Raw genomic sequence first — 26,881 nt, forward strand, 5'->3', positions numbered from 1 at the left:
CGCCAGTAAATCTAAGGCAGAACGATCGGATCTTCGATGAGCCGCGGTTGGAGCGGTTTGGCCGGGTCGAGCCACGGCGTGCTCGCGTCGCGCTCGGGCTTGGGCACCCACGTGCGGCCGACCCGGTCGACGCCGATCGGATAGATCGTGAGCGAGCCGTCCTTCGCGAACTTCATCCGCAGGAAGCCCTTGTAGTCCTCGATGCCCTGGCCGGCGAACAGCTCGTTGAGGTTGACCCGGAAGTTGCCGGCGAGGAACAGGTAGAGCGCGACCACCTCGGCGCCGATGATGCCGAAGATCGGGCCGTAGATCACGAACGCGAGGAGGCCGGGCCACGGCCACGGTTGGTCGTCGAACGGCAGCGACCGCCAGACGAAGTACCCCGCGTAGCCGACGACGACGTGCGCTATGCCGTGCGCGAGCCCGAGCAGGACGGGGATGCGCCGGACCATGCCGTGGGAGAGGCCGACCGCGAAGAAGAGGCTGCCCGCGAGCATCAGGCCGATCATCATGAAGGCCGGAAGGCTCAGCAGCTGGTGCGCGGATCCCTTGAGGGACAACAGGAACAGCGTCTGAACGACACCGAGCAGAGTGGCGAAGCCGGGGTTGCGCCAGGGCAGGCGCAGGAAGATGCCCGTGCTCAGCGCGCGCGACCGGTTGCGGCTCGGGTAGGTCTGCCGCAGCTGGAACTCCTTCTGCTGCATGGCGACCGCGAACGGCTTGCGCGGCGGGACGGTGAGCGTGGTCGGCAACCCGTGCGTCGCGTAGAGGTACGCGCCGCCGTTGCCGGCCGTGATCAGCTGCTCGCCGGCCGCGCCCGCGGCCTCGGCGTAGCGCGCGTAGTGGTGCAGGTCGCCGGAGATCATCAGGCGGACCTTGGCCCCGGTCGGCTCGATCAGCTTGCGCCGGAAGTAGGCGAGCGTGTCGTAGCCGCGCGGGTGCTCGCGGGTCTCCACCCAGGACGGTTGCGGGTACGCAATGATGATCTTGTCGTCCGGGCCGAGCAGGTTGGACACGTTGCGGAAGTAGTCGAGCTGAGGATCGTCCAGGTACGCCTCGCCCTGCACGTCGACGGCCAGGAGCCACCAGTTGTGCGGCAGCTTGAGCGCGAAGTAGCTGCGGGTCTGCTGGGTCTGCCAGGCGCCGATGTGGCCGTCCTCGCGCCGGGCGAACAGCCGTAGGAACGCGGTGAGGCCGTCGTACCAGTCGTGGTTGCCGGGCAGCGCGAAGATCGACGGCGGCTTCGCGCCCTTCTCCGGCGTGGAGTACGCGGCGAGATAGGGACCCACCATCCGGTCCTCGTACGCCGGCCCGCTCGCGGTCGGGTAGACCTGGTCGCCGCCCATGACGAGGAGTTCGCCCCGGGGCAGTTCGGTGAGCACGAGGCCGTCGTCGCCGTGCCCGTCGGGCGCCGCGCCGACCCGCAGCGAGGGCTGGGCCAGCAGCCAGGCCATCGAGTAGGTGGCGTTGAAACCGTCGCCGAGGTCGGCGATGTAGTCCAGCCAGAGCTCGTCGTCCTCGGCGTGCTCGTCGTGGATCCGGGTCGCGAAGGCGCCCTGCAGCTCGCGCTTGTCCAGATAGGCGCCGAACTGCTCGGCGAGGGCCACGCGGGCGCCGGTCGCGGCGAGCAGACCCGGGCCGAGCCACGGCACGGGATCCTGCGGCGTGAAGCCGAGCTCTTTGGGGTCCAGAGAGGACGGCCGGTGCAGCGGGCTCGCCGGCAGCACGATCGTCGGATCGTCCGCATTGATCACATCGGCGGCGGCGGCCGGCTTCTCCGTGTACGCGCCGGACTCCGGCGATCCCACGGTCGGCTTCGGCGGGACGGGCTGGCCCGGTACGCCCTGGTGCACCTCGGGTTCGGTCACAGTGCGGCAGCCTAGTGGGACCGGGCAATCTCCAGAAGACCCCGATCGTTCATTCGCCGTTCTGCCCCGTAGCCAAGATCCCGTTTGGATCAGGGACATCACCCGAATCTTGGGCCAAGATTACGTGCGCTTCCCTGATCCAAACGGGATCTTGATCTCGTTCTCGGTGCCGGGATCACTCCGGGTTGGAGTTGGCGTACCGCTCGGCGAAGAGTTTCCGCGATCCGCAGACCGACGCCTTCGGGCAGACCTTGCGCGATCCGTCCGCGTCGAGCCGGACCACGACCGCGTCCCGCGGGACCGAGTGCGCCACGACGCGACCGGCCCCCTCGTCGGTCTCGACGCGCTCGCCGACCGCCGGGGCGCTGGCCTGGAAGTCCTGATAGAGCGGGTGCTCGTACTTGAGGCAGCACATGAGACGCCCGCACGCCCCGGAGATCCGCAGCGGGTTCAGCGGCAGGTCCTGGTCCTTGGCCATCCGGATCGTCACCGGCTCGAAGTCGGTGAGGAACGTGGCACAGCACAGGTCCCGCCCGCACGACCCGATCCCGCCCTGTACGCGTGCCGAATCCCGCGCGGACAGCTGCCGCAGCTCGACCCGGCACTTGAGGGTGGCGCCCAGGTCGCGGACGAGCGACCGGAAGTCGACGCGGTGCGGCGCGGTGAAGTAGATCGTCGTCTGCGGCGAGGCCCCGTCGATGTGGTCGACGGCGACCACCTTCATCGGCAGCTCGTGCTCGCGGATCAGCTTCTTGGCGGCGACCTGCGCCTCCGCCTTGCGGTCGCGCAGCTGCTGGTCGCGGGCAATGTCACCGTCGTCGGCCAGGCCCAGCATCTTCGGGAAGCCGGAGGTCTCCTCCGAGACCCACTGCGCCGACCAGACGCACTCGGCCACCTCCGGACCGTCGTCGGTCGGCACCAGCACCTTCTGCCCGACCTTCGGCGTGAACTCGCCCGGGTCGAGGTAGAAGAGCCGGCCGTACCGGTTGAAGGTCACCGCGCAGAGCATGCCCATGCCGCCACACTAGCCGCCGTCAGCCGTTTGGCGAAGTATGCGTACCCTTTCGTCCGATTCGTCGTTATACTAACGCCACCCTTGCGTCACCGCGCCCGGCCCGCGTCGTTGGGCCAGTCATGCTGCCTCCCCTGCGGACTTTGCTGCGGTTGATCCCTATTGCTGCGCTTCCTCTAGGTCTGGCCGGACTCGCCCCGGCGCCCGCGAACGCCGCGACGTGCGCACCTGCGGCGTACTCGGCCCACGCATCGGCGGACCTGGCCGAGCTGAGCGCCCTGGACCTGCGCCCGCTCGGCCTGCAGATCGGCCCGGTCGCCGACCTCCGGCTCGCCACGACCACGTCCGCCATGGACGCGCGTCAGCCGATCGCCACCCGCGCCGCGGCCCGCTACACGGACGCGCACGTCGCCGGCGTCAAGCTCACCGCGGCCGCGCTCGACAGCGCGGTCACCCAGCAGGCGCCGCCGACCCACACCGGGCCGGCCCGCTACAACGCGCTCGCCCAGCACCTCGGCGTCGCCGACGTCGGCACCGGCGACCTGTCCGCGCAGGCCACCTGGTCCGCGGGTATGGCCTGCGGCAGCCAGACCGGGCCCGCGGGCGTCGCCTCGGCCGCCGTCGCGGATCTCAACGTCCTGTCCCTGGTACGCGCGCCGCACAACCTGTCGAGCACGGCGGTCACCGGAACCCGGGTGGTCGACGGCCGGACCGCCTCGGTCGCCGCGGCCGAGATCGAGCTGGCCGACCTGCAGCTGCTCTCCGGGGCGGTCGGGGTCAAGGTGGTCAAGCCGCCGACGCTGGCCGTGACCGCCACCGGCTCGGCGAAGACGTCCACGGTCGCGTACCAGTCGCCGATCCTGGAGATCACCGCGCCGGGCGTACCGAAGCAGCGGCTCGACTCCCCCGGCACCCACGTCGACGTGCCGATCACTTCCGCCGGCCTGCTCAGCAGGCTCGGCCTGCCGCTGCTGGGCCGGTCGGCGCCGACGGCCGTGCTCCGGCTGTCGATCGGCTCGGTCAGCAAGAAGATCACCGACACCGGTACGCAGGCCTCGGCGGCTTCGTTGCGCGTACAGCTGCTGCCGGCGGGAGCCGACGCGGCCGTCCTCGATCTCGGCATCGGTGTCCTGAGCGCGGACGCGTGTGCGCCCTGCCCCTTGGCGAGCAGCCCGCCGTCGCCCAGCGCCCCGCCGGTGACCAGGGATCATTGCGGCGGCCCGGGATGCGGCCTGCCGGTGACGGGGATGGCGCCGGTCGCCTACATCACGGGCTCCGGGTTCATCCTCGCCGGCCTCGGTACGCTCTTCCTCCTCTTCGGACGGAGGCGGCGCCCGGAACCGGTCCGACCGTCGCGACGCTGACCCTCCGCCCATACGCGGCGCCGTACCCGGCTGGGTGCGGCGCCGTTGTCGCACCCAGCCGGCGGTCTTGCCCGGTCAGGCTGCTCGGGTGACCCGCTCCCACATCCGCACTGTCAGAGGTCGACGTGGGTGTGGGTGCCGGTGGCCGGCCCGAAGTCGGTGGGCGACCGGAACGGCAGCGGCGCGAGCCGGCTCGTCCACTCCTCGTGGAGCATCTCGCCGGCCTTGCAGATCTCCTCGATCTCGCCGAGCACGAGCGCCCCGATCGTGGCGGCCGCCTGCCCGACCTCGATGGGATCGGCCCCGGTGACCAGCGAGATCGCCTCGGCCGAGCGCATGACGAGGGCCAGCTTGAGGGCCAGGGCCACCCGGCTCTCGGCGATCCACCCCTCGACGTCGTCGAGATAGGCGCCCATGTCGTCGAGCCGGGAACCCAGCGAGGCGTCGGGGTCGGTCAGGTGCCGCCGATGCGCTTCCCACTGCGCCGCGTACGCCGCACCGGCTTCGCCCTCCCAGCGCACGCCGGCCTGGTCGACGGTCGCCACCGCGTCGACGAGCCGGTCGGTCAGACCGCGTACCTCGTCGGCGGGCAGGGCGGTCGGGCGCAGGTTCACGATCGCCTGCACCGCCGGTCCCGGCAGCGTGCCGACCCAGCGCAGCAGCGGCCAGACCTGATGGCCCGGCGGTGCGCCGTGCTTGCCGATCGCCGTGTCGACCCGGTGGAGCAGGTCGGCGGCCGGACCGGCGATACGGTCGAGGGCGTCCATCGCTACAGTCCCCAATCCGGGTGCTCGGCGCGGACGGCCTGCTCGGTGGCGGCATAGCGGGTGGCGGCGTCACGGACGGCGTCGGCGAGCCGGTCGATCCGGCGGCCCGCGTCGGTGGCCTCGTCGAACCGGTTCTGCCAGGCTTCGGCGCACTGACGGCGCAGGTCACGGCCGATGTCGCCGAGCCGGCCGGGCGCGCCGGACAGATCGTTGAAGGGCGTGACCTCGCTGCGCGCGAGCGCCGCCGGAACCTCGGCGATCTGCTCGGCGGCCCGGTCGAGGCGCTCGGCCAGCCGGCGCAACCCGCTCATGACATCCCTCCCAGGCGCGGATAATCCCCGAAGATGTCCTGATGCAGCCGGCGGCGCGCCCATTCGGCGCCGTCCTTCGCGGCGTGCAGGGCGGCCTGGATGGACCGGTTGATCTCGGACGCGCTGTGATTGCGCAGCGCACCGACGATGGCGACGTTGCGCACGCCGCCCTCACCTGCCACGACCACCTCGACGAGACCGTCGGGCGAGCGCACGCTCACCTCGATGTCGGCGAGGGACCGGGTGAACTCCGCCTGGCGCTCCTCGATGCGCCGGTAGGCCGTGACGGCCTCCTCGATCCAGGCTTCATCGATCTCCCGCACGTTTGCCGAGGTTACCCAAGCGTTCACCAAGCCGGTAGACCCTGTGGATAACCAAGCCCGTACGCTCGCACTCGCTATCCACAGCCTGTGGACAACGTGATTAACGAAGCAACTCCGCGAGTCGTGTTTCTCGGGTGTCGCCGGTGTCCCGCGGGGCCCGCTCAGCCCTTCCAGAGGGCGAGCATCATCGCCTCGACGGCGATCTTGGGCTTCACGTTGGCGTCGATCGCCTCCCGGCAGGCGAGGATCGCCTCCAGCCGGCGCAGGGTCGCCTCGGGCTTCCACCTGGCCGCCGCGGCCTCGGCGACCGGCGACGCGTCGAGGTGGATCGGCGAGACCGTCCGGCCGAACTGTGTGTTCAGCACGTCCCGGTAGAACCCGGCGAGATCCATCAGCGCCCGGTCGAGGGCGTCGCGCTGAGCCCGGGTGGCCCGCGACTTCTGCCGCTTCTCCAGATCCTTGAGCTGGCCCGCCGAGCCGCGCGCCGCACCGGCAGCGCCCTTGCCCGTGCCGCCCGCGCCGAGCGCCATCTCGAGGGCCGACCGCTCCGTCGCGTCCAGCGCCGCGACCGCGTCCGCGGCTTCGGCCTCGGCGGCCTCGATGAGCGCGGCGGCCGCGTCGAAACAGGCGCCGATCGTGGTCAGCTGGCGCGGGACGGCCAGGACGGCTTCGCGACGCGCACGCGCCTGGGCGTCACCGGCCAGCCGCCGGGCCCGCCCGACGTGTCCCTGGGCCGCCGCGGCCGCCCACACGGCCGTCTCCGGCGCGAGCCCGTCCCGGCGCGTCAGCAGCTCCGCGACCGCGGCCGCCGGCGGCTGCCGGAGCGGCACCGAACGGCACCGCGAGCGGATCGTGATCGAGATGTCGTCGGGATGCGTACTCGGCGCACAGAGCAGGAAGACCGTCCGTGCCGGAGGCTCCTCGACCGCTTTGAGCAGCGCGTTCGCGGCCGCCTCGGTCAGCCGGTCGGCGTCCTCCACGACCAGCACCTGCCAGCGGCCGGCGGTCGGCGCGCTGGCCGCCCGCATCACCAGCTCCCGCATCAGCGCCACCGGGATGCTGAGGCCCTCGGGCACCACGAACCGCACGTCGGCATGCGTACCGCCGAGGGTCGTGTGGCAGCCGGAGCACTCCCCGCAGCCGATCCCACCGCGTACGCATTGCAGGGCGGCGGCGAACGCCCGGGCGGCAGTGGACCGCCCGGATCCGGCGGGGCCGGTGAACAGCCAGGCGTGCGTCATCGCACCGGCGTGCGAGTTCGTCCCGGCGAGCAGGGCGTTGGCCGACAGCGCGGCGGCCCGCAGCGTCTCTATCGCGTCGGCCTGGCCGACCAGCTCGTCGAAGACGGTCGCGGTCATCGCTGGACCGCCCCCGCGGGGTCGGCCAGCTCAGCCGTCAGCTCGGTCAGGTCGTCGACCCGCCCGACCGGTTCGGCGCCGCGAAAGTTGGGCGGCTCCCCGGCGGGCGCGAGTGCGGGCAGCAGATCGGCGACGCGTACGGCGACGTCGTCGGCGATCGCCGAGGGCGGCAGGGTCGCGTCGAGCACCAGGTAGCGCTCCGGCGCCGCCTTCGCCAGCTCCAGGTACGCGCCCCGGACCCGGTCGTGGAACGAGATCGCCTCGGATTCGAGCCGGTCGTGGCCCCGTCCTCGGGCGGCCACCCGGTCGAGCCCGATCCGGGGATCGAGGTCGAGCAGCACGGTCAGCGCCGGGGTGAGACCCTCGGTGGCCCAGTCCGACAGCTCGGCCAGCTCCTCGCGGCTGAGCGTCCGCCCCGCCCCCTGGTAAGCGAGCGAGCTGTCCACGTACCGGTCGCAGATGACGACCTCGCCCCGATCGAGGGCGGGCCGCACGACGTCGGCGACGTGATGGGCGCGGTCGGCCGCGTACAGCAGCGCCTCGGCCCGGGGCGTCGGTGCTTCGCCGCCCTCGGAGTGCGCGTCGAGCAGCAGTTTCCGGATGCGTACGCCCATCGGGGTCGCTCCCGGCTCGCGGGTCACGAGGACCGGGCGGCCCTGCTCGCGCAGCCGGTCGGCCAGCAGCGCGATCTGGGTGGACTTCCCGGCGCCCTCACCGCCCTCGAAGACGACGAAGAGTCCGGCCGGTCCCGCCTCGTCGAGCGGGGGCAGCGGCCGGCCCCGCATCGAGGCCCACACGTCCCTGAACACCGGTACGCCCGGCTTGTCGTCCATCTGGCGCAGCGCCCACACGGCGGCGAGCGTACCGAAGACGCCGGCGACGAACAGGAGGACACGCGTCGCCGAGATGGCGACGGTCGCCCCGAAGACGTGCACCTCGCGCGATCCGCCCGCGCCGACGAGCACGCCCGACATCGCGATGGCGAGCATGAGGACGACGCGTACGGAGGTCTGGACGAAGGCGAAGACGCGACCGCGTACCTCGTCCTCGACCTCGCCGCCGAGCAGCGTCGTACCGGACAGGAAGGCCATCCCGGCGCCCGAGCCGACCAGCAGCGTGCCGAAGGCGGCGATGCTCAGGTGCGGGGCCACGGAGAGCAGCCCGACCGACACCCCGGCCAGCCCGATGGACAGGCCGAACCAGCGCCGTCGGGACAGCGCGCCGACCAGCCGTGGACCGAGCGCGATGCCGAGCCCGAGGCCGATGAAGATCAAGCCGAAGAGCAGGTAGAACGTCGAATCGCCGCCGCTGAGGGACTTCGCGTAGAACTGCGCGGTGCCGATCACCAGACCGCCGGCCGCGAAGGCGCCCAGGATGCCGAGGACCAGCCCCCGCACCAACGGCGTACGCGCGACGTAGCGCCACCCGTCCGCGAACTGGCGCAGGATGCTCTCCTCCGGGCGTACGTGCTGGCCGTCGCGACCGCTGATCTCGCGGATGCCGAAGAAGACCACGATCGCGGTGGCGAGCCGGGACAGCGCGTTGAAGTACAGGGCGATCGTGGCCGCCTCGGTGCCGCCCGCCCCGCCGCCGGTGGCGGTCTCGAAGATCTGGTTCAGCCCGGCCAGGCCGAGGGCCGCGAGCACCGGCGTGATGCCGTACGTGGTGATCAGCGTGAGCTGGTTGACCTCCTCCAGGCGCCGCTTGGGCACCAGGTTCGGCACCGCGGCCTCCTTGGCCGGGATCCAGATCAGCGTGATCGTCTCGATGAGGAAGGTCGCGACCGCCGCCCAGCCGATCTTGACGGCCGGGTTGTCGGCCTGCAGGGCGGCCAGCGGAATCGACGCGAACAGCACGAACCGCAGCAGGTCGCAGATGACCATCGTGAAGCGACGGTCGAACCGGTCGGCGAGCACACCGGCCACCGGACCGAGGACGAGCGCGGGGAGCAGGCGTACCGCGATGACCGAGCCGAAGGCGAGGCCCTTGGCCGCCGAGCCGCTGACCTGGGCCGACGCGAACGTTGCGGTGGCGAGCAGGCCGAGCCAGTCACCGAGGGCGGCCGCTCCGAGCACGATCCAGAGCCGCCGGAACGGCCGGATACGCAGAATGGAGCCGGTCTCACCGGTCAAGGCGAACTCGATGGCCTCTTCCGCTGAGGCGGGCACGACTTCGGGCGCCACCGGGTCGTGCGCCCGACCGCCCGCTTCCGACCGCCCGCGTGCTTGCTTCCCGATGGTCGTCCTCCACCCCGCCTGCCCGCTTTCGCGGGCGCCTGGGGATCACTTTAACCGTCCGTTACCCGGCGTCCACGGGAAAGGCGACCCGGACGTAACCCGGATCTCGGTGGCCGTGATCCCCGCCGGGTGTGACGCCCATGGGCGCTCCCCGGACGGGTCAGCTCTGGCCCACGTGCCGGTGGAGGTACTCGCGCACGAGCGCCTTCGCCTCCCGCAGGACGGCTTCGTCGCCCTCGGGCTGGCGCCGGAACGCCAGCTTGATCAGGGCGTCCGCCGACTCCACGGCGATGACCAGGGCGAAGCGCAGACGCGGCTCGTCGGTCACCGAGTGGTAGCGCACCAGCAGGTCGGCCAGGTGATCGGCGATGACCTCGTTGTTGTCGCGTTCGGCGTCGATGAGGTGCACGTCCACCACGTCGCCGAAGTGCAGGGTACGGAAGCCGGGCACCCTGCGGTGCAGCTCGATGTACTCCTCGATGCCCGCGTCGACGCCGTCCCACCAGTCCGTCAGCTCGCCGGCCGGGATGCGCTCGGCCAGCCGGGCCAGGTACGCCTCCACGTTACGCAGGGTCAACGCCTGAACGATGGCCCGCTTGTCCGGGAAGAACTGGTAGACCGAACCGATGGCCACGCCCGCCCGCTCGGCGAGCAGCGTCGTCGTGAGGCCCTCGTAACCGACCTCATCGATCAGCTCGGCGCACGCGTCGAGCATCCGCTGCACACGCGCCACGCTGCGCCCTTGCACCGGCACCCTGCGTAGCGGCCGGGTCGTAACGGCTGGTGTTGTCACTCGCCGCTCCTTCGCAACTGCGCCGTCCGCCTCCCGGCGGCGACGCTGAAACCGAAACTCTACTCGGAGCAACGAGTCCGCGGGCGCAACGGCTCTGCTACTCGGCGTTCTTCTTTGCCACCGCCTTCTTGGGGGCGGCCTTCTTCGCCGCGGTGGTCTTCGCGGCCGCCTTCTTCGCGGTGGCTTTCTTGGCCGTCGTCTTCTTGGCGGCCGTCGTCCCCGTGGCCTTGGCGGCGGCCGCCTTCTTCGCCGGCGCGGCCTTCTTGGCGACGGCCTTCTTCGGGGCCGGTCCCTTCGCCCGCTTCTCGGAAAGCATCTCCGACGCCTGCTCGATCGTCAGCGACTCGGGCGTCTGCCCGCGCCGCAGCGACGCGTTCACCTCGCCGTCGGTGACGTATGGGCCGAACCGGCCTTCCTTGATCACCATCGGCTTGTCGGTGAGCGGGTCGACGCCCATCTCCCGCAGGGGCGGCGCGGCGGCGCGGCGGCCCCGCTGCTTCGGCGCGGCCAGCAGCGTGAGCGCCTGTTCCAGCGTCACGGTGAACAGCTGGTCCTCGCTCTCCAGCGACCGGGAGTCCTTGTCCCGCTCGATGTAGGGCCCGTACCGGCCGTTGCGCGCGAAGATCTCCACGCCGTTCTCGTCCTTGCCGACCAGCCGGGGCAGGCTGAGCAGCTGCAGCGCCTGCTCCAGGGTCAGCAGCTCGGGCGTCTGCGTCTTCAGCAGCGAGGAGTTGGTCTCCCCCGACGACACGTACGGACCGAAGCGGCCGGACTTGAGCACGACGGGCTCGCCGGTCTGCGGGTGCTCGCCGAGCTTGCGCTCGCCGCCGCCACCGAGGAACAGCTCGTCGACCTTCTCCGGGGTCAGCTCGTCCGGCGCGATCCCGTCCGGGATGGACACCCGGTCGCCGTCGGCGGCCGATTCCGCGTCCGGGTCGGCGTCCGCGCCGTTGCCGCCCCGCTGGATGTACGGGCCGTAGCGGCCGACGCGGACGACCACGTCGCGGCCGGCGTCGTCGGTGAACAGCGGGATCGAGTTGACCTCCCGGGCGTCGATCTCGCCCAGCTGCTCGGTCACCAGCTTCTTCAGACCGCCTGCGGCGGCCACCGAACCCTCGCCCGCGCTCGGCGAGCCGAAATAGAACGAGGTCAGGAACTCCAGGCTGGACGCGTCGCCACCGGCGATGTGGTCCAGCTCGTCCTCCATCGCGGCGGTGAAGTCGTAGTCGACCAGCCGCGGGTAGTGCCGCTCCAGCAGGCCCACCACGGCGAACGCGAGGAAGCTCGGGACCAGCGCCTGGCCCTTCTTCAACACGTAGCCGCGGTCCTGGATCGTCTGCATGATCGAGGCGTACGTGGAGGGGCGGCCGATGCCCAGCTCCTCCAGCGCCTTGACCAGCGACGCCTCCGTATAGCGGGACGGCGGCTGGGTCGTGTGGCCGAGCGGGGTGAGCCCGTCCTCGGTCAGCTTCTGGTCCTTGACCAGCGGCGGGAGCTTCGCCTCGCCGTCGTCGTCGGTCTCCTCGTCGGTGGACTCGACGTAGACCCGCAGGAAGCCCGGGTCGGTGATCGTCCGGCCGGTCGCGCCGAAGTCGCACTCCTCGTTCGCCGCGGTCACCGCGCGGATCCGGGCGCTGACCGTGACGCCGACCGCGTCACCCATCTGCGAGGCGAGCGTACGCTTCCAGATCAGCTCGTAGAGCTTGAACTCCTCGACGGAGACCTCGCGGGCGATCTCGGCGGGCGTACGGAACGTGTCGCCGGCGGGGCGGATGGCCTCGTGCGCCTCCTGGGCGTTCTTCACCTTGCCGGTGTAGCGGCGGGCCTGCGGCGGTACGCTCGCCGGCCCGTACAGCTCGGCGATCTGCTGGCGGGCGGCGGTGAGGGCCGACTCGGAGAGGTTCACCGAGTCGGTACGCATATACGTGATGTAGCCGTTCTCGTAGAGCCGCTGGGCCGTCCGCATCGTCTGGGCGGACGAGAACCGCATCTTCCGAGCGGCCTCCTGCTGGAGCGTCGAGGTGATGAAGGGCGCGGCCGGCTTGCGCCGGTACGGCTTCTCCTCGACCCGGGTGACCGTGAACGGGCGGTCGTCCAGCCGGGCGGCCAGCCCGCGGGCGGCCTGCTCGTCGAGGTGGACGACGTCACCGCGTACGCGGCCGGTGGTCGGCTCGAAGTCCTTGCCGGACGCGATCCGGTCGCCGTCCAGCGCGATGAGGGTGGCATCGAAGGTGCCGCCGGTGGCGACCAGGCGCGCGACGATGTCCCAGTAGGTGGCCGAGCGGAAGGCCATGCGCTGCCGCTCGCGTTCCACGACGATCCGGGTGGCGACGGACTGTACGCGGCCCGCGCTCGTGCCCCGGGCGACCTTCTTCCACAGCACCTGTGACACGTCGTAGCCGTAGAGCCGGTCGACGATGCGCCGGGTCTCCTGCGCGTCGACGAGGTCCTGGTCGATCTCGCGCGGGTTGGCGACGGCGGCCTGGATGGCGTTGCGCGTGATCTCGTGGAAGACCATCCGCTTGACCGGGATCTTCGGCTTCAGCGTCTCGGCCAGGTGCCACGCGATGGCCTCGCCCTCGCGGTCCTCGTCTGTCGCCAGATAGAGCTCGTCGGCGTCCTTCAGCAGGGCCTTGAGCTTGGTGACGTGCTTGGCCCGGTCCGGATTGACGATATATATGGGAGCGAAGCCGTGGTCGACGTCGACACCCAGGTACGCCCAGGGCTCCTTCTTGTACTTGTCCGGCAGCTGCTTCGCACCGGCGGGGAGGTCACGGATGTGGCCCAGGCTGGCTTCCACGACGTAACCCGGGCCCAGGTAGCCCGAGATCGTCTTCGCCTTCGCCGGGGACTCGACGATGACCAGTCGGTTCTTGGCGGCTGTCGGCACGGCACCTCTCCGCAGTGGCTGGTGTGCCGACCGGAGTGACCCGGCCGGGTGGGCGTTGTGGCCCGCAGGATGTCCAAGGTAACGCGCTGGCACGAAGCGGTCGCGAAGCGACCCCTGCCGGGCGCGCCAAATGCTACGGCTCAGCTCCGCCGTCCGGTCGCGCGCCCCATCGACGCGCGGTCACATCTTCGTGACTCAGGCCACGATACTGCGCTGACGAATCCGGACAAGAAAGCATGAGTTACTCATTATGACGAGACACGCCTCACGTTGTCGAACGGGACCGGTCCGGCGCTACGCGGGCCACGCGTCCGGGGGGACGGCCGGCAGCGGCTCGCCGATCAATTCCGCGAACCGGCGTATCCGGCGGCGGCCGGAGATCCGCAGCGCCGGACCCCGGACCGGCTCGGCCGGGGGCAGCACGGACGCGACCGCCTCCGGCTCGCCCTCCAGCACCGTCTCGGCCACAGGCTCGTCCCTGGGCTGATCGATGAGCTCATCCATGGGCTCATCGATGTGTTCGTCCACGATTTCGTCCATGGATCCGTCCGAAATCCGACCCTCCCGGTCGTCCGGGTCAGTCCCGTCGATGACCGTCTCGCCGGCTTCGAGGGCTTCGACCAGCGCCTCCGTACGCTGTCGCGGCACCGCCCGCTCCCGTCGGGTGATCATCGTGACCTCGGCGGGGAAGCCGAGGATCGCGAGCGCCCGGACGGCCGGCTTCCAGCACGCCTCGTCGTTCGCGCCCAGCCGGAGCAGCAGCTCGGAGGAGTCGGGCGAGGCCTGACCGGCAGCGGTGAACCACAACCGCAGGCGTACGCCGTCGAGCAGGAAACCGCCCGGCGGAGCCTTGACGGCGCCCTTCAGCCAGATGGCCGACAGCGGAGCGAGGACGCCGGCGTACGCGGTGCGGACCCCGAAGTGTCCTTCCACACTCGACGGCTCCCACTGCATCCCCAGCCCGCGCAGGCCCAGCTCGGCCGCGAGTGCGTGCACCCGCCACGGCGCGTCGACGACGACCGACACGCGGGCGGTGCCGCCCATGCGTACCACCTGGCCGGGGCCGATGAGCAGGCCGGACAGGTCGGCCGGGGACGGGTCGGCGGCCCCCGCGGCGAAGATCGGCAGCTGGCCGCTCCGGCGCCGGACGGTCACCTCGGCCTGCGCTACTGACATTCGGGGACCTCGTCGAACGCCTTGCGGAGTTCCACGGAGTCCAGTCGCGTGACGTCCGGCGAGCTCTGCTGCCATTCGGTGTTGAGCGTGTTGAGCACGCCCGCCACACCGTCGGAGAACGTCTTGGGGTCGCTCGAGGTCAGCCCGCCGATGCCCGTCTTCGCATGCCCGTACGCGTCGCGTACGGCGGTCAGCGTGGCGACGAAGCCCTGGGCGATCGTGCGGCCGTTGGCGACGTCGGGAATGCCGGCCGCCTCCACCTTGGACCGGGCGGCGTCGGTCGTCTTCTCGGCCCCGTCGAACAGGCGGACCAGGTTCTCCTTCGCCTGCGCCGGATTGGGGGCGGCGTTCGCCTGCTCCTGCGCCTTGGTCGTCAGGTTGCCGAGTTCCGTCCGCCACGGTTGCAGGGCGGTGCACACACTCGCCGCCCAGACCCGTGCGGGAGGGCCGCCACCGCAGGCGGTCAACAGGGTCGAGGCGAGGAGGGCCACCGCCGCGAGCCCGGGCGCGCACCTTCGCATGGGTAGCAGCGTACGACGAATCGCACACGCGTGCTACGCCGTCACGCGTACTGGGCGACTCTGGGTGCATTCACGACAGTCCGCCTGGCCGGCAGATGCACGCAGAGTGAGATCGATGGCGAGAAAAACGACACCCGCCGGACTCCGGAGAGCCCGACGGGTGTCGTGGGTTCAGCGGCTGTCAGGCCGAGACGCTCTCGCGCGTCGCCTCGTCCGCCGCGTCAGCTTTTCCCGCGGAGTCGCCCTCGGCGAACTCGGTGGGCTTGCGCTTGCTGAAGACGACCGCGCCGGCGATGACCAGCGCCGCCGCGACCGCGATCGCGACCCGGGCACCCGTGTTGGCGCTGCTGCCGAAGGTCAGCGTGACCACCGCCGGGGCGATGAGCAGCGCGACCAGGTTCATCACCTTGAGCAGCGGGTTGATGGCCGGGCCCGCGGTGTCCTTGAACGGGTCGCCCACCGTGTCGCCGATGACCGTGGCGGCGTGCTGAGGCGAACCCTTGCCGCCGTACTGGCCGTCCTCGACCATCTTCTTCGCGTTGTCCCACGCGCCACCCGAGTTGGCCAGGAAGACGGCCATCAGGGTGCCCGTGCCGATCGCGCCGGCCAGGTAGGACACGAGCGCGCCCGGGCCGAGGCCGAAGCCGACGGCGATCGGGGCCAGGACGGCGAGCAGGCCCGGGGTGATCAGCTCACGCTGGGCGTCCCGGGTACAGATGTCGACCACGCGGCCGTACTCGGGCCGCTGCGTACCGTCCATGATTCCGGGGAACAGCCGGAACTGGCGGCGCACCTCCATCACGACCGCGCCCGCGGAGCGCGAGACGGCGTTGATGGCGAGGCCGGAGAACAGGAACACGACCGCCGCGCCGGCGATGAGGCCGACGAGGTTGGCCGGGTTCGAGATGTTCAGCCACTCGGCCAGCTTGAGCTTGGCCTCGGCCGAGTCGCCCGTCGTGGCGGCCAGCGTGTCGGTGTACGAGCCGAACAGCGCGGTCGCGGCGAGCACGGCCGTCGCGATCGCGATGCCCTTGGTGATCGCCTTGGTCGTGTTGCCCACCGCGTCGAGGTCGGTGAGCGTACGCGCGCCCCGCTCGTCGATGTCGCCCGACATCTCGGCGATGCCCTGGGCGTTGTCGCTGATCGGGCCGAACGTGTCCATCGCGACGATGACGCCGACGGTCGTGAGCAGACCGCAGCCGGCGAGCGCGACGGCGAACAGCGAGAGCGTGATCGAACCCGTCCCGAGCAGGAACGCGCCGAACACCGCGGCCCCGATGAGCAGCGCCGAGTAGACGGCCGACTCCAGGCCGACGCTGATGCCCGCCAGGATGACGGTCGCCGCGCCGGTCTCCGAGGACTTGCCGATGTCGCGTACCGGGCGCCGGCTGGTCTCGGTGAAGTAGCCGGTCAGCGCCTGGATGGCGGCGGCGAGCACGATGCCGATGACGACCGCGGACAGCGCGACCACCCGCGGGTTGGCCGACAGGTCGCCCAGCGTCCCACCGTCGAAGCCGGAGAACTTCGCCGGCAGGTAGAGCCAGGTCACGACGCCGACGAGGATCGCCGAGACGACGGCCGAGATGTAGAACGCCCGGTTGATCGCGGTCAGGCCGCTGCGGTCGCTCTTGCGCAGCCGCGTGATGAAGACACCCGCGATCGCGATCAGCACGCCGATCGTGGAGACGATCAGCGGGTAGACCAGGCCCTGCGTACCGAAGGCGGCCTTGCCCAGGATGAGCGAGGCGACCAGGGTGACCGCGTACGACTCGAACAGGTCGGCGGCCATGCCGGCGCAGTCGCCGACGTTGTCGCCCACGTTGTCGGCGATCGTCGCGGCGTTGCGGGGGTCGTCCTCGGGAATGCCCTGCTCGACCTTGCCGACGAGGTCGGCGCCGACGTCGGCGGCCTTGGTGAAGATACCGCCACCGACCCGCATGAACATGGCGAGCAGCGCGGCACCGAAGCCGAAGCCCTCGAGCACGGTCGGGGCGTCACCCTTGTAGAGCAGCACGACGAGGCAGGCGCCCAGCAGGCCGAGGCCCACGGTGAGGAAGCCGACCACGCCGCCGGAGCGGAACGCGATCGACATGGCCTTCTCGCGCCCGCCGTCCTCGCGGGCCGCCGCGGCGACCCGCAGGTTCGCTCGGGTGGCCAGCGCCATGCCCGCACCGCCGATGAAGGCGGAGAAGACCGCGCCCACCACGAAGAAGGCCGAGCGGCCGATCTTCACCAGGGTCTCGTCGCCGCTCACTCCGTGCACTGGCAGCACGAAGAGAACGATGACAGCGATCACGACGAAGATTGCCAGGGTCTTGAACTGGCGGAACAGGTACGCCGATGCACCTTCTTGTACGGCGCCTGCGATCTCCTGCATCTTGGCGGTGCCCTTGCCGGTCCCGAGCACGGCTCGCACGAGCGAGGCCGCGAACCCGAGCGCCACGAGGGCGAGCACGGCGGCCACAATCACGTACGAGATGTTCGAGCCGGAAAGGTCCACCTTGCCGCCTTCGGCGGCGATAACGGTGGTCCCGGACATCGATGTCCTCCTGTATGTCGCCGCCGTTCACGGTGATCGGCGGCGGTTTCACGTAACCCGAGCACTCTAGCGGTGAACCGTGTTCCTGGTCACATCCAGGTCCGGCCGTGTCGCGGTGATCTTTGCCGCTGTGTTACGCCCGTGTCATGCGTTAGGGTCAGCGGTTGCGCGGGTGCACGCACCGTCGCCAACCGGACACCGAGCGATGAACCTGGCGTAGAAAACGGCACAAATCCGGCCGACAACCGGTACGGACAAACGGGATCGGCGAGACGTCAGCTACGGAACCGCAGGCGGCTGGTCGACGGCGGCTTGACGTTCCAGGCCATGCGCACGACCGAACCCATGCCTTCGGCAACCGGGGTGACCTGGAGATCCTCGGCGAGCCCGGAGAGCAGCGCGAGGCTCGCCTCGATAGTGATCTCGTCCTCGAAATCGCCGTAGCCGTCGTCGGGCGCGGAGTCGGTGACCAGGATCGTGTAGGGGTTCTCGACCCGCATCTCGACGCGTACGACGCCGCGGATGCCGTGGCGCAGGTGCCGGGTCACGGCCCGGCCGCACGCCTCACCGATCGCGAGCCGGACGTCGTCGAGCCGGTCCTCGCCCAGGCCGGCCTTGCGGGCGACGGCCACGCCGACCAGGCGGGCGGTACGCACATGGGCGGGTTCGGGGCTGAACTCCAGGCGCACAGTCGCCACCTATCGACCACCGTCGCTCGCCTGACCGGTCGCCGCCTCGATCGTGGGATAGAGGGGCAGCACCTGGTCCAGCGCGGTGATCCGGAAGACCTTCAACAGCGACTCCTGGCCGCAGACCAGACCGAAGCTGCCGCCGAGGTTCCGCGACCGGCGCAGCCCGCCGACGAGGACGCCGAGGCCCGTCGAGTCGAGGAACTCGACCCGGCTCAGATCCACGACGAGGGCGCGGGTGCCGGCCTCCAGCAGCTCGGTCAGCCGGTCGCGCAACTTGGGCGCGGTGTAGACGTCGACCTCCCCCACCACGTCGAGGACCGTGTGGGCGGCGACCGTACGCGTCGCGAGCGACAGCTCCATGCATGGCATCTTGCCACCGTCGACGTTCGATGCGCTTCCCCGGCATGGCCGTGTTTCACCGTTCGGATCCACGCCGTGTCCGCCGCCCGGGTGAGTCCGCCGAACACTTGTCGGAACGGGTGGCTACCCTTCTGGGCAGTGAACCCCGTCGACCCCACCGGCACCCCCCTCGCCCGGCTGCGTCCCGACCGCGCCGCCGAGGCGATCACGCACGTCGAGTGGCGCCCGCCGCGGGCCGGCCGCACGGTCGCGTGGCCGGAGTGGGTGCCCGACGAACTGCTCACCCCGCTGATCAAGGCCGGCATCGACGCTCCCTGGCAGCACCAGGTCGAGGCGGGCGAGCACGCGCGCGCCGGCCGCCACACCGTCATCGCGACCGGCACCGGCACCGGGAAGTCGCTCGCGTACCTGCTGCCCGCGTTGAGCAGCCTGATCGCCCGGCCCACGGCCCGCGTCCTCTACCTCGCGCCGACCAAGGCACTCGCCGCCGACCAGGTGCGCACCCTCACCGCCCTCGACATTCCGGGAGTACGCGCGGCCGCGTACGACGGGGACACACCGCGGGACGAGCGCGAGTGGGTGCGCCGGCACGCCAACTTCGTGCTGACCAACCCGGACATGCTGCATTACGGCGTCCTGCCGGGGCACGACCGGTGGCGCAAGTTCCTGCGGGGCCTGAGCTACGTGATCGTGGACGAGTGCCACACCTACCGGGGCGTGTTCGGCTCGCACGTCGCCCACGTGCTGCGCAGGTTGCGCCGGCTTTCCGCCCCGGACCTCACGTTCCTCGCCGCGTCCGCGACCTCCGGCGATCCCGCCGTCTCCTTCGGGCGGCTGATCGGCGCGCCGGCAGTGGCGGTCACCGAGGACTCCGCCCCGCGCGGATCGGTGACCTTCGCGTTGTGGGAACCGCCGATGCAGCGCGACGCCGAGGGCGAGCACCGCCGGTCGGCCCTGGTCGAGACCGCCGACCTGCTCGCCGACGCGGTCAGCCAGGGACTGCGTACGCTCGCCTTCGTCCCGTCCCGGCGGGGTGCCGAGGTGGTCGCCTCGATGACCCGCCGATCCCTGGCCGAGGTGGACCCGAGCCTGCCCGACCAGGTCGCCGCGTACCGCGGTGGTTATCTGCGCGAGGACCGGCGGGCGCTGGAGCAGGCGCTGCTGTCCGGGCGGCTGACCGCGCTCGCCACGACGAACGCGCTGGAGCTGGGCGTCGACCTGACGGGCCTGGACACGGTGCTGCTCGCGGGCTATCCGGGCCGGCTGGCCTCGCTCTGGCAGCAGGCCGGGCGCGCGGGCCGGGCCGGGCGCGACTCGGTCTGCGTGATGGTCGCCCGGGACGACCCGCTCGACACCTACCTCGTGCACAATCCGGCGGCTCTTTTCGGCCGCCCGGTCGAGGCCACGGTGCTCGATCCGGGTAACCCGTACGTGCTCGCGCCCCACCTGTGCGCCGCCGCGGCCGAGTCGCCGCTGACCCCCGCGGACCTGGAGCTCTTCGGCGCCTCCGATCAGCTCGTCGACGACCTGGTCGGCTCGGGTGCGCTCCGCCGCCGCCCGACCGGCCTGTACTGGACCCATCCGCACCGTCCGGAGCTGGACCTGCGCGGCACGGGCGGCGCACCGGTCGCCATCGTCGAGACGGGCTCCGGCCGCCTCGTCGGGACGCTCGACGCCGGCTCGGCCCATCACGCCCTGCACCACGGCGCGGTCTACCTCCACCAGGGACAGTCCTATGTGGTGGACAACCTCGACCTGGCCGATGCGACCGCTCTCGTGCACGCGGAGGAGCCGGACCACACGACCCACGCCCACGACGTCACGGATCTCGACGTCGTCGAGGTACGCGACTACCGCGACGCCGGACCCGTCGGACTGTTCCTCGGCGATGTCGACGTGACCCACCAGGTGGTCGCGTACCAGCGGCGGAAGGTGGGATCGGGCGAGGTTCTGGGCACTTTTCCGCTCGACCTGCCGCCCCGGGAACTGCGTACGGTCGCGGTCTGGATGACGTTGTCGCCGCAGTCGGTCGCCGGGATCGACGACCTGCCCGGATCGCTGCACGCCGCCGAGCACGCCGCGATCGGCCTGCTGCCCCTGGTCGCGACCTGCGACCGGTGGGACATCGGCGGCCTGTCGACCGCTCTGCACCCCGACACCGGTACGCCGACGATCTTCGTCTACGACGGGCACCCGGGCGGGGCCGGTTTCGCCGAACGGGCTTACGGCGTGGCCGCGTACTGGCTGCGGGCGACCCGGGACGCGATCTTCGCCTGCGGATGCCTGCGGGGGTGCCCGTCCTGCGTACAGTCGCCGAAATGCGGGAACGGCAACGACCCGCTGGACAAGGAAGGAGCGATCGCCGTCCTCGACATCCTGCTGACGGCGCTCGCCTGAGCGGTCACACCAACGCCGGTGCGGCGGGCAGAAGTCCGCGCTGCACGAACGCACCCCGGATGACGGCCGCCTCCATCGGCGGGACGAACTGGCGCGGCAGTGTCATCGCGTGCAGCTTTCCCACGCGGATGAACCAGAACTCGCCGGTCTCCACCACCGCGCTGATACCGGCCCAGTAGTAGGTCGTGCTGCTGATCGCGCCGCGCTGGGTGACGCCCTCGTCGTCGACGCGGTAGGTGAGGATCTGGTTGAGCAGGGGCATGGCCCGTTTCATGAGCTTGCGCGCGAGCCGCAGCCGCAGGCTCAGCAGCCAGATGCCGACGATCATGAAGACGGCGGGCACCCCGATCAACGGGCCGGCCTCCAGGGCGACTGCAAAGAAGAAGAGGATCAGCCCGAGCGACATGTAGAGCACGCCGTTGAGCGTCAGCCGCTGCATCATCTTCGCGTTCAGCTGCTTGATCATGCGCAGCTGGCGCACTTCGTCGGGTGGCACCATGAACTCGATCAGCACCCAGCGATGGTAGTGAGTGGATCGGCCGTTCGCTGCCCCTGCGGAAGCGCATCACGGCCCGTCGTCGGAGACCGGGCCGGCCCGGGCCGCTCCCCTTGCCCAGCCCGCCGGTGTGCTGATCTCGGTAGTGACGACGAGATCCAGGCCGTCGAGACGGCACGCGGTGAGGCGGGCACCGTTCGCGGCGGCGAACTCGGCTGCCCGTCCACATGCGACAGCGGCGCCGCCGATCGCCCGCTGCGCCCCGGCCAGCGCACTGAGATCCGCGGCGACCTGCGCCCGGTGACGGCCCGCCGAGGCGGCCCCCGCCAGCGCGAACGGTACGCACAACCCCAGCAGCGCCAGCCCCACGCCGAGTACGCCGACCGAGGCCGAACCGCGATCGCCCCGGGTCGTCCTCATTGTTCGACCGCCGCGGTCGCGTCGGCGTGGACGGTGAAGCGGCGCCATCCGGCGAACACGGGTGCGGTCACCTCGACGCGTACGCGGTCCCCGTCGTGACCGACCGCGAAGGTCGCGCCGGGCGGCAGGTGCGCCGACGAAGCCGGTTCTCCTCGGGCGACGGCCAGGGCCACGTCACGGGCGGCATCCTCGCAGCGTTGACGCGTACTGGTGGCGTCGACGGCGGTCAGGCCGGCCAGCAGGAGCAGCACGAGTACCGGTAGGGACACGGCCAGCTCCGCGGTGGCCGACCCCCAGGCGCGACCGGACCGTGCCCGGCCGCGCCCGAGAGCGGCGTTCACTTGAGCGCCCGCTGCACGATCGCGGCGAGGGCCAGCTGGACCGCCCCGCTCGTCACCACCTTGTAGAGGACCCCGGCGAACGCGACGGCGGCGATCGTGCCGACGGCGTACTCGGCGGTGTTCATGCCCCTGTCGTCGCGGAGTCTCGCCGGTATCGGATTGCGGATCGGTGTGCGCGGCATCGTCTTCTCCTCATCTGGTCGTGATCTGCCCGGCCACCGCGATGACCACGGGAGCCAGCCCTGCCAGCACGAACGCCGGCAGGAAGCACAATCCGAGCGGCAGCACCAGCAGGACGGCCGCCCGCCGGGCCCGCGCCTCGGCCTGGTCGGCCGCCTCGGCGCGCAGGTCGGCGGCCACCCGGTGCAGGGTCGAGGCGAGGGCGGCGCCGCTGCCCGCACTGCGTATGGCCGCGGTCACCAGGCGCCGGGCGCCGTCGAGTCCGGCCAGGTGCCGCCACGCCGCCTCGGCCGGTGCACCGAGCCGCAGCGCCCGGCCGACCCGCGCCAGGCGATCGCCCAGCGGCAGCACGTCCGCCACCGCCAGCACGCCGTGATCGACCGGTACGCCGGACCGCAGCACCGCGGCCAGCAACTCCGCCGCGAGCGGGAGATCCCGGCGGGCGCGCCGGTCCGGCGTACCGGGCCGGGCCGGGCGGGCGATCCGGGCCATCCAGGCCACGCCGGCGACCTGCAAGAGCAGTGCTCCGGCGGCGCAGCCGGCGCCGATCGGCGTACGCAGGAGGATCGGCACGCCCCGGACGCCGATCAGCTCGCCGAGGAGCAGGCCGCCGATCGGCAGGAGGAGCAGGAGCAGCACGGTCGCGTGGGAGCCGGCCGCTTCGGCTTCGCCCCGGGCGGCCCGGCGGGCGGCGGCCCGGTGCTCCTCCTCGATCCGGTCGAGCAGATCGGCCAGCGGCGCACCGGTACGCTCCGCGAGCGCCACCGCCGCGTCCACATGGGACTGGATGTCGGCGTCGCCGGCGGGCACCTCCGGCCGCCGAGCCCCGGCCCGGAGGGCGGCGGCCGTGTCGGCGAGCGCGTCGAGCGTCGCGGAGCGCTGCTCTCGCCGCCGGCCGGCCGTCCGCATCCGCCGGTAAGCGACCACGCCCAGCAGCGCGTACGCCAGCGCGATCAGGGCAGCCACGGGCCCGCCGAGAAACCCGGCGACCAGCGCGGCGGCCGGCGGAACGGTCCAGCTGAGCGGGGCCCGGAACAGCGTCCGGCGTACGCGGGGCGCGGGGAAGATCCGGGCGAGCCGGCGGCGGGCCCTCATCGCGGCAGCTCCACGCCGAGAAGCGAGGCGAGGCGGTCGGCGGCCGGGCCGGGACCGGTGCCGCGACGCCAGGCAGGTACGGCCGCGACGAACCCGTCCGGGCCCGGCAGCAGCAGGCAGACCTCGTCGAGCGTGCGGCCGGCCGGCCCTCGGCGCAGCTGGACGGCCACGTTGAGGGCGGGCCGCGACCTGGGCGTGCAGGGCCGCCCGGGGCAGGCCGCCGGCCAGGCCGAGCGCTTCCAGCCGGGCGGGGACGTCCTTGGCCGCGTTGGCGTGCAGCGTGCCCGCGCCGCCCTCGTGCCCGGTGTTCAGCGCGCCGAGCAGGTCGACGACCTCGGCGCCCCGGCACTCGCCGACGACCAGCCGGTCGGGTCGCATCCGCAGGGCCTGCCGGACGAGGTCGGCGACGGTGACCGTGCCGGCGCCTTCCACATTGGCCGTACGGCATTCGAGCCCGACCACATGCGGGTGCCGTGGCCGCAGCTCGGCCGAGTCCTCGACCAGCACGATCCGCTCCCCCGCCGGTACGCGTCCCAGCATCGCGGCGAGCAGGGTCGTCTTGCCCGAACCGGTACCGCCGCAGACGAGGAAGCTGAGCCGGGCGGCCACGATCGCGTCGAGCAGCGCGGCGACCGGCGGCGGGACGAGCTCGGCCAGCGCGAACGGCCGGGGCCGGAACGTACGCAGCGACAGGCACGGTCCCTGCGGCGCGACCGGCGGCAGGACCGCGTGCAGACGGGTGCCGTCGGGCAGCCGGGCGTCCGTGAACGGGGCGGCGTCGTCGAGCCGCCGGCCGGCCGCGGCCGCGAGGCGCTGCGCGAGGCGGCGTACCTGCTCGGGGTCGGTGAACGGGGACGGCCGGCGTTCCAGGCCGCGGCCGCGGTCGACCCAGACCTCGACGCCGTTGACGAGCACGTCGGTGACGGCCGGATCGGCGAGCAGCCCGGCCAGCGGACCCGCCCCCGCCAGATCCTCATGTACGCGTTCCGCCAGCCGCAGCAGCGCCGCGTCGCCCAGCACGGCCGCGGCCGGCTCCGCACGCAGGGCGGTGGCCACGGCGACCGGCGAGGCCGGCGCGTCCGCCTCGGCGAACTGATCACGCAGCCGGTCGGTCAGCCGGCTCAGGAGAGCGGTGTTCACGTTCATGCGAGCACCGAACGCAGCAGGTCCCGGCACAGGTGGGCGAGCGGACCGCGACCGGTCGCCGCCGGCACGACGCCCTTCTCCAGAGCGGCCGCGAGACCGGGTTCCGGGCGCATCTCCCCGACCAGCGGCAGGCCGACCGCCCTGGCCACCTCGCCAGGGCGCAGCCCGCCGGGCGATGGGCCCCGGACGACGACGCCGATCCGGCGGCAGTGCCGTTCGACCTCGCGTACCACCTGGGTCGCGGCGGCGGTCGCGCGTACCTCGGAGGGGAGCACGAGAAGGATCATGAGAGCCGAGCGGGCGGCGGCCGACGCGGCGGCATCGAACGAGCGCGGCAGGTCCACGATCACCAGGTCGGCCGCGCGCCGGCCGGCGTCCAGCGCGGCCGTCATCGCCTCCGCCCCCGCCGCGGCCGGGACCACCGAAGGCCGGTCCCAGGCCAGCACCGCCAGGGGACCCCGGCCGGGCAGCGCCGCCGTGAGCGTGCCGGGATCCACCCGCCCGCTCGCACCGGCCAGCCCGGACCAGCGCAGCCCGCGTTCCCGCTCCCAGCCCAGCGCCAGATCCAGGCCACCGCCGAGCGGATCGGCGTCGACGAGCAAGGTGGACAGACCTGCGCGTACGCCGGTGACGGCCAGCGCGGCGGCCAGGGTCGACGCGCCGGAGCCGCCGCGGCCGCCGACCACGCCGACGATCCGGCCCTCGCGGCGCGGGCCGGTGCGGGCCTCGGCCAGCCGGTTCAGCAGCCACTCGCGGGCCGCCGGCAGCATCGCCACGTGCTCGGCGCCCAGGTCCTGCGCGGCCGGCAGCAGCACGGCCCCGTCGGCTCCCGCCCCCACCACGAGTACGCCGGCGCGGCGCGGCGGAAGCTGCCGGCGTACCTCGTCGAGGAGGTCGGCACCGACCAGGACCAGGGGCGCGACCCCGTAGCGCGGGCCGACGGCACCGGGGTCGATCGCGATCTCGACGGCCTGGCCGCTCACGGCGGCGATCCGCAGCACCTCCTCGGTGACGGCGGCGTCGGCGCTCAGCAACAAGGGCAGGTGCGGCTGCGTCATCGCGGGCCTTTCGTGCGGGTCGGGATTGTGACCCGCACACGGTCCCCTAGCGGACAGCCGCCGGGCTCATAGATGCGGTGCAATTCTGTGTACGGCGAGAGAGTGTGGACAACTTCAGCGACCGGGCCACGTGGGGGACGCGGGGCCGTGGGGGGAAGTGTCGCGGGAGTGGGGGGTTCGCCGTAACGAAGACGACCCCCGTCGCAGACGGGGGTCGTCGGGGGTCCGACTCCGGGGGGGTTGAGTCGTAACCCACCCTACGGTCGCGGGGGGTGCGACCGCCGGGTGCTTGCGCACAAGCATGCCTGAGGCATGGGCGATAAGTCGAGAGGGTCGGACGACAACACGTGCCGACACGCCGAGATCATCATCAGGTCAGTAGAAAATTCACCTTCCGTGCCGCCCGACTGAGCGCTCAGTAGTCACGATGTAGCCGCCCGAGGTTTGGCGGCGGCGGCACCGGCGCGGCGGCACGGCCGACTAGACTGGCTCGCCGTGGGCAGAAGCGCCGCTTTTTTCGACCTCGACAAGACCGTGATCGCCAAGTCCAGCGCGCTCGCGTTCGGCCGGCCCTTCTACCGGGACGGGCTGATCACGCGCCGCGACGCGGTGAAGGCGGCGTACGCCCACCTGGCTTTCAAGATCGGCGGTGCCGACGACGCGGGCATGGCGAAGATCCGTGACTACGTCGCCGAGCTGTGCAAGGGCTGGAGCGCCGAGCAGGTCCGCCAGATCGTCGACGAGACGCTGCATGAGCTGATCAAGCCCTACGTGTACGCCGAGGCGGCCACCCTGATCTCCGAGCACCAGGCGGTCGGCCGGGACGTCGTGCTGGTCTCCGCCTCCGGCGAGGAGTTCGTACGGCCGATCGGCGAGCAGCTCGGGGTCTCCGACGTGATCGCCACCCGGATGCGGATCATCGACGGCGTCTACACGGGCGAGATCGACTTCTACGCGGCCGGCGCGGGCAAGGTCAGCGCCGTCAAGGACCTGGCCGCCGAGCGTGGATACGACCTGGCGGAGTGCTACGCGTACTCGGATTCGATCTCGGATGCCCCGTTGCTGGAGACGGTCGGCAATCCCTCGGCCGTCAACCCCGACCGCGGGCTGCGCCGGTTCGCCACCGAGAAGGGCTGGCCGATCCTGGAGTTCCGCCGGCCCGTCCCGCTCGGCGCCCGCGTACGCAAGCAGCTGATGGAACGCCCGGCGGTCCCGGTCGCGGCGGCGGCGGTCGGTGTCGGGGTGGCCATCGGCATCGCCTGGTACGGGCACCGGCGCCGGACCCGGGCGGCGAACGCGGCCAATCCCACGACCTGACGGGATCCACGGCCACCTGTCGGATCTTGGACAGAAATCCTTCGGCGCCCGGTGGCGGCACGACGATCTGCCGCCCCTGGACAGGAGGATGGCGCCGCACTGCTCGCGGCGCCATCTCGCACTCCCAATCGGGTTACCAGGCGTGCTCCCTTTGCTTGAACAGGCCGGTCCTTGCGGAGCCGGCAAGTCATGCCTTCACGACGGCAGTCATCGCGCGTGG

Annotated in this window: 23 protein-coding genes and 1 pseudogene; 3 read left to right on the forward strand and 21 right to left on the reverse strand. The window is 71.9% G+C overall.

Annotation, left to right across the window (positions count from 1 at the left end; all coding sequences use genetic code 11):
- Positions 1–11 precede the first annotated feature (11 nt).
- Complete coding sequence (locus G401_RS43935) at positions 12–1,868, reverse strand: dehydroquinate synthase/iron-containing alcohol dehydrogenase family protein (protein ID WP_245601636.1); 1,857 nt, start codon at positions 1,866–1,868, stop codon at positions 12–14.
- A gap of 175 nt (positions 1,869–2,043) precedes the next feature.
- The gene (locus G401_RS0106605) at positions 2,044–2,883 is read right to left on the reverse strand and encodes a PSP1 domain-containing protein (protein WP_027341879.1); all 840 of its coding nucleotides are present in this window, start codon (positions 2,881–2,883) and stop codon (positions 2,044–2,046) included.
- 149 nt (positions 2,884–3,032) lie between these two features.
- Between G401_RS0106605 and G401_RS0106610 the strand changes: the two genes are divergently transcribed.
- Positions 3,033–4,244 (forward strand): hypothetical protein, encoded by a 1,212-nt coding sequence (locus G401_RS0106610; protein ID WP_027341880.1) that lies wholly within the window; start codon positions 3,033–3,035, stop codon positions 4,242–4,244.
- Between the two features lie 113 nt (positions 4,245–4,357).
- Here the strand turns inward: G401_RS0106610 and G401_RS43940 are convergent, their stop codons facing one another.
- The 12 genes from G401_RS43940 to G401_RS0106670 all read right to left on the reverse strand — a co-directional run bounded on the left by G401_RS43940 (position 4,358) and on the right by G401_RS0106670 (position 18,211).
- Complete coding sequence (locus G401_RS43940; RefSeq protein WP_051366278.1) at positions 4,358–5,011, reverse strand: hypothetical protein; 654 nt, start codon at positions 5,009–5,011, stop codon at positions 4,358–4,360.
- 2 nt (positions 5,012–5,013) lie between these two features.
- On the reverse strand, positions 5,014–5,322 hold the full coding sequence (locus G401_RS43945; RefSeq protein ID WP_034590885.1) for a type VII secretion target: 309 nt from the start codon (positions 5,320–5,322) through the stop codon (positions 5,014–5,016).
- Positions 5,319–5,645: a YbaB/EbfC family nucleoid-associated protein gene (locus G401_RS0106625; protein WP_034590886.1), complete on the reverse strand. Its 327-nt coding sequence runs from the start codon at positions 5,643–5,645 to the stop codon at positions 5,319–5,321. Before G401_RS0106625 ends, G401_RS43945 begins: the two co-directional genes overlap by 4 nt.
- Positions 5,646–5,806: 161 nt before the next feature.
- A complete protein-coding gene (locus G401_RS0106630; protein ID WP_027341882.1) occupies positions 5,807–7,003 on the reverse strand; it encodes a DNA polymerase III subunit delta' in 1,197 nt (398 codons plus the stop codon).
- Positions 7,000–9,135 carry a dTMP kinase gene (gene tmk, locus G401_RS43950; protein WP_281174143.1) on the reverse strand — a complete coding sequence of 712 codons (2,136 nt, stop codon included), beginning with the start codon at positions 9,133–9,135 and terminating at the stop codon, positions 7,000–7,002. Before tmk ends, G401_RS0106630 begins: the two co-directional genes overlap by 4 nt.
- A 265-nt stretch (positions 9,136–9,400) precedes the next feature.
- On the reverse strand, positions 9,401–10,033 hold the full coding sequence (locus G401_RS43955) for a TetR/AcrR family transcriptional regulator (RefSeq protein WP_211240691.1): 633 nt from the start codon (positions 10,031–10,033) through the stop codon (positions 9,401–9,403).
- A 97-nt stretch (positions 10,034–10,130) separates the two neighbouring features.
- Complete coding sequence (gene topA, locus G401_RS0106645; RefSeq protein WP_027341883.1) at positions 10,131–12,923, reverse strand: type I DNA topoisomerase; 2,793 nt, start codon at positions 12,921–12,923, stop codon at positions 10,131–10,133.
- A gap of 294 nt (positions 12,924–13,217) precedes the next feature.
- Positions 13,218–14,099: a hypothetical protein gene (locus G401_RS52430; protein ID WP_157545390.1), complete on the reverse strand. Its 882-nt coding sequence runs from the start codon at positions 14,097–14,099 to the stop codon at positions 13,218–13,220.
- A complete protein-coding gene (locus G401_RS0106655) occupies positions 14,090–14,620 on the reverse strand; it encodes a hypothetical protein (protein ID WP_027341885.1) in 531 nt (176 codons plus the stop codon). Before G401_RS0106655 ends, G401_RS52430 begins: the two co-directional genes overlap by 10 nt.
- A gap of 181 nt (positions 14,621–14,801) precedes the next feature.
- A complete protein-coding gene (locus G401_RS0106660) occupies positions 14,802–17,159 on the reverse strand; it encodes a sodium-translocating pyrophosphatase (RefSeq protein WP_027341886.1) in 2,358 nt (785 codons plus the stop codon).
- 275 nt (positions 17,160–17,434) lie between these two features.
- A complete protein-coding gene (locus G401_RS43965; RefSeq protein ID WP_051366282.1) occupies positions 17,435–17,857 on the reverse strand; it encodes an ATP-binding protein in 423 nt (140 codons plus the stop codon).
- Positions 17,858–18,211, reverse strand: a complete 354-nt coding sequence (locus G401_RS0106670) for an STAS domain-containing protein (protein WP_027341887.1) — start codon at positions 18,209–18,211, stop codon at positions 17,858–17,860.
- A 138-nt stretch (positions 18,212–18,349) separates the two neighbouring features.
- Between G401_RS0106670 and G401_RS43970 the strand changes: the two genes are divergently transcribed.
- Positions 18,350–20,608: a DEAD/DEAH box helicase gene (locus tag G401_RS43970; RefSeq protein ID WP_051366284.1), complete on the forward strand. Its 2,259-nt coding sequence runs from the start codon at positions 18,350–18,352 to the stop codon at positions 20,606–20,608.
- A 4-nt stretch (positions 20,609–20,612) separates the two neighbouring features.
- On the opposite strand, the gene G401_RS0106680 is transcribed toward G401_RS43970, so the two are convergent.
- The 7 genes and pseudogenes from G401_RS0106680 to ssd all read right to left on the reverse strand — a co-directional run bounded on the left by G401_RS0106680 (position 20,613) and on the right by ssd (position 25,317).
- On the reverse strand, positions 20,613–21,122 hold the full coding sequence (locus G401_RS0106680) for a YcxB family protein (RefSeq protein ID WP_027341888.1): 510 nt from the start codon (positions 21,120–21,122) through the stop codon (positions 20,613–20,615).
- 51 nt (positions 21,123–21,173) lie between these two features.
- Positions 21,174–21,524, reverse strand: a complete 351-nt coding sequence (locus G401_RS0106685) for an Rv3654c family TadE-like protein (protein ID WP_027341889.1) — start codon at positions 21,522–21,524, stop codon at positions 21,174–21,176.
- A complete protein-coding gene (locus G401_RS43975) occupies positions 21,521–21,865 on the reverse strand; it encodes a TadE family type IV pilus minor pilin (protein WP_051366286.1) in 345 nt (114 codons plus the stop codon). The genes G401_RS0106685 and G401_RS43975 overlap by 4 nt, the downstream gene beginning before the upstream one ends.
- A complete protein-coding gene (locus tag G401_RS43980; RefSeq protein ID WP_034590888.1) occupies positions 21,862–22,047 on the reverse strand; it encodes a DUF4244 domain-containing protein in 186 nt (61 codons plus the stop codon). The genes G401_RS43975 and G401_RS43980 overlap by 4 nt, the downstream gene beginning before the upstream one ends.
- A gap of 10 nt (positions 22,048–22,057) precedes the next feature.
- Positions 22,058–23,140, reverse strand: coding sequence for a type II secretion system F family protein (locus tag G401_RS58560; RefSeq protein ID WP_027341890.1), 1,083 nt, complete (start codon positions 23,138–23,140; stop codon positions 22,058–22,060).
- Positions 23,137–24,286 (reverse strand): annotated as a pseudogene (locus G401_RS43985) (TadA family conjugal transfer-associated ATPase). The gene G401_RS58560 and the pseudogene G401_RS43985 overlap by 4 nt, the downstream one beginning before the upstream one ends.
- A complete protein-coding gene (ssd, locus tag G401_RS0106710; protein WP_211240697.1) occupies positions 24,283–25,317 on the reverse strand; it encodes a septum site-determining protein Ssd in 1,035 nt (344 codons plus the stop codon). The pseudogene G401_RS43985 and the gene ssd overlap by 4 nt, the downstream one beginning before the upstream one ends.
- A gap of 522 nt (positions 25,318–25,839) precedes the next feature.
- Between ssd and G401_RS0106715 the strand changes: the two genes are divergently transcribed.
- Complete coding sequence (locus G401_RS0106715; protein WP_027341892.1) at positions 25,840–26,661, forward strand: HAD family hydrolase; 822 nt, start codon at positions 25,840–25,842, stop codon at positions 26,659–26,661.
- Positions 26,662–26,881 lie beyond the last annotated feature (220 nt).

The organism is Hamadaea tsunoensis DSM 44101, assembly GCF_000428945.1.
GTDB lineage: Bacteria > Actinomycetota > Actinomycetes > Mycobacteriales > Micromonosporaceae > Hamadaea > Hamadaea tsunoensis.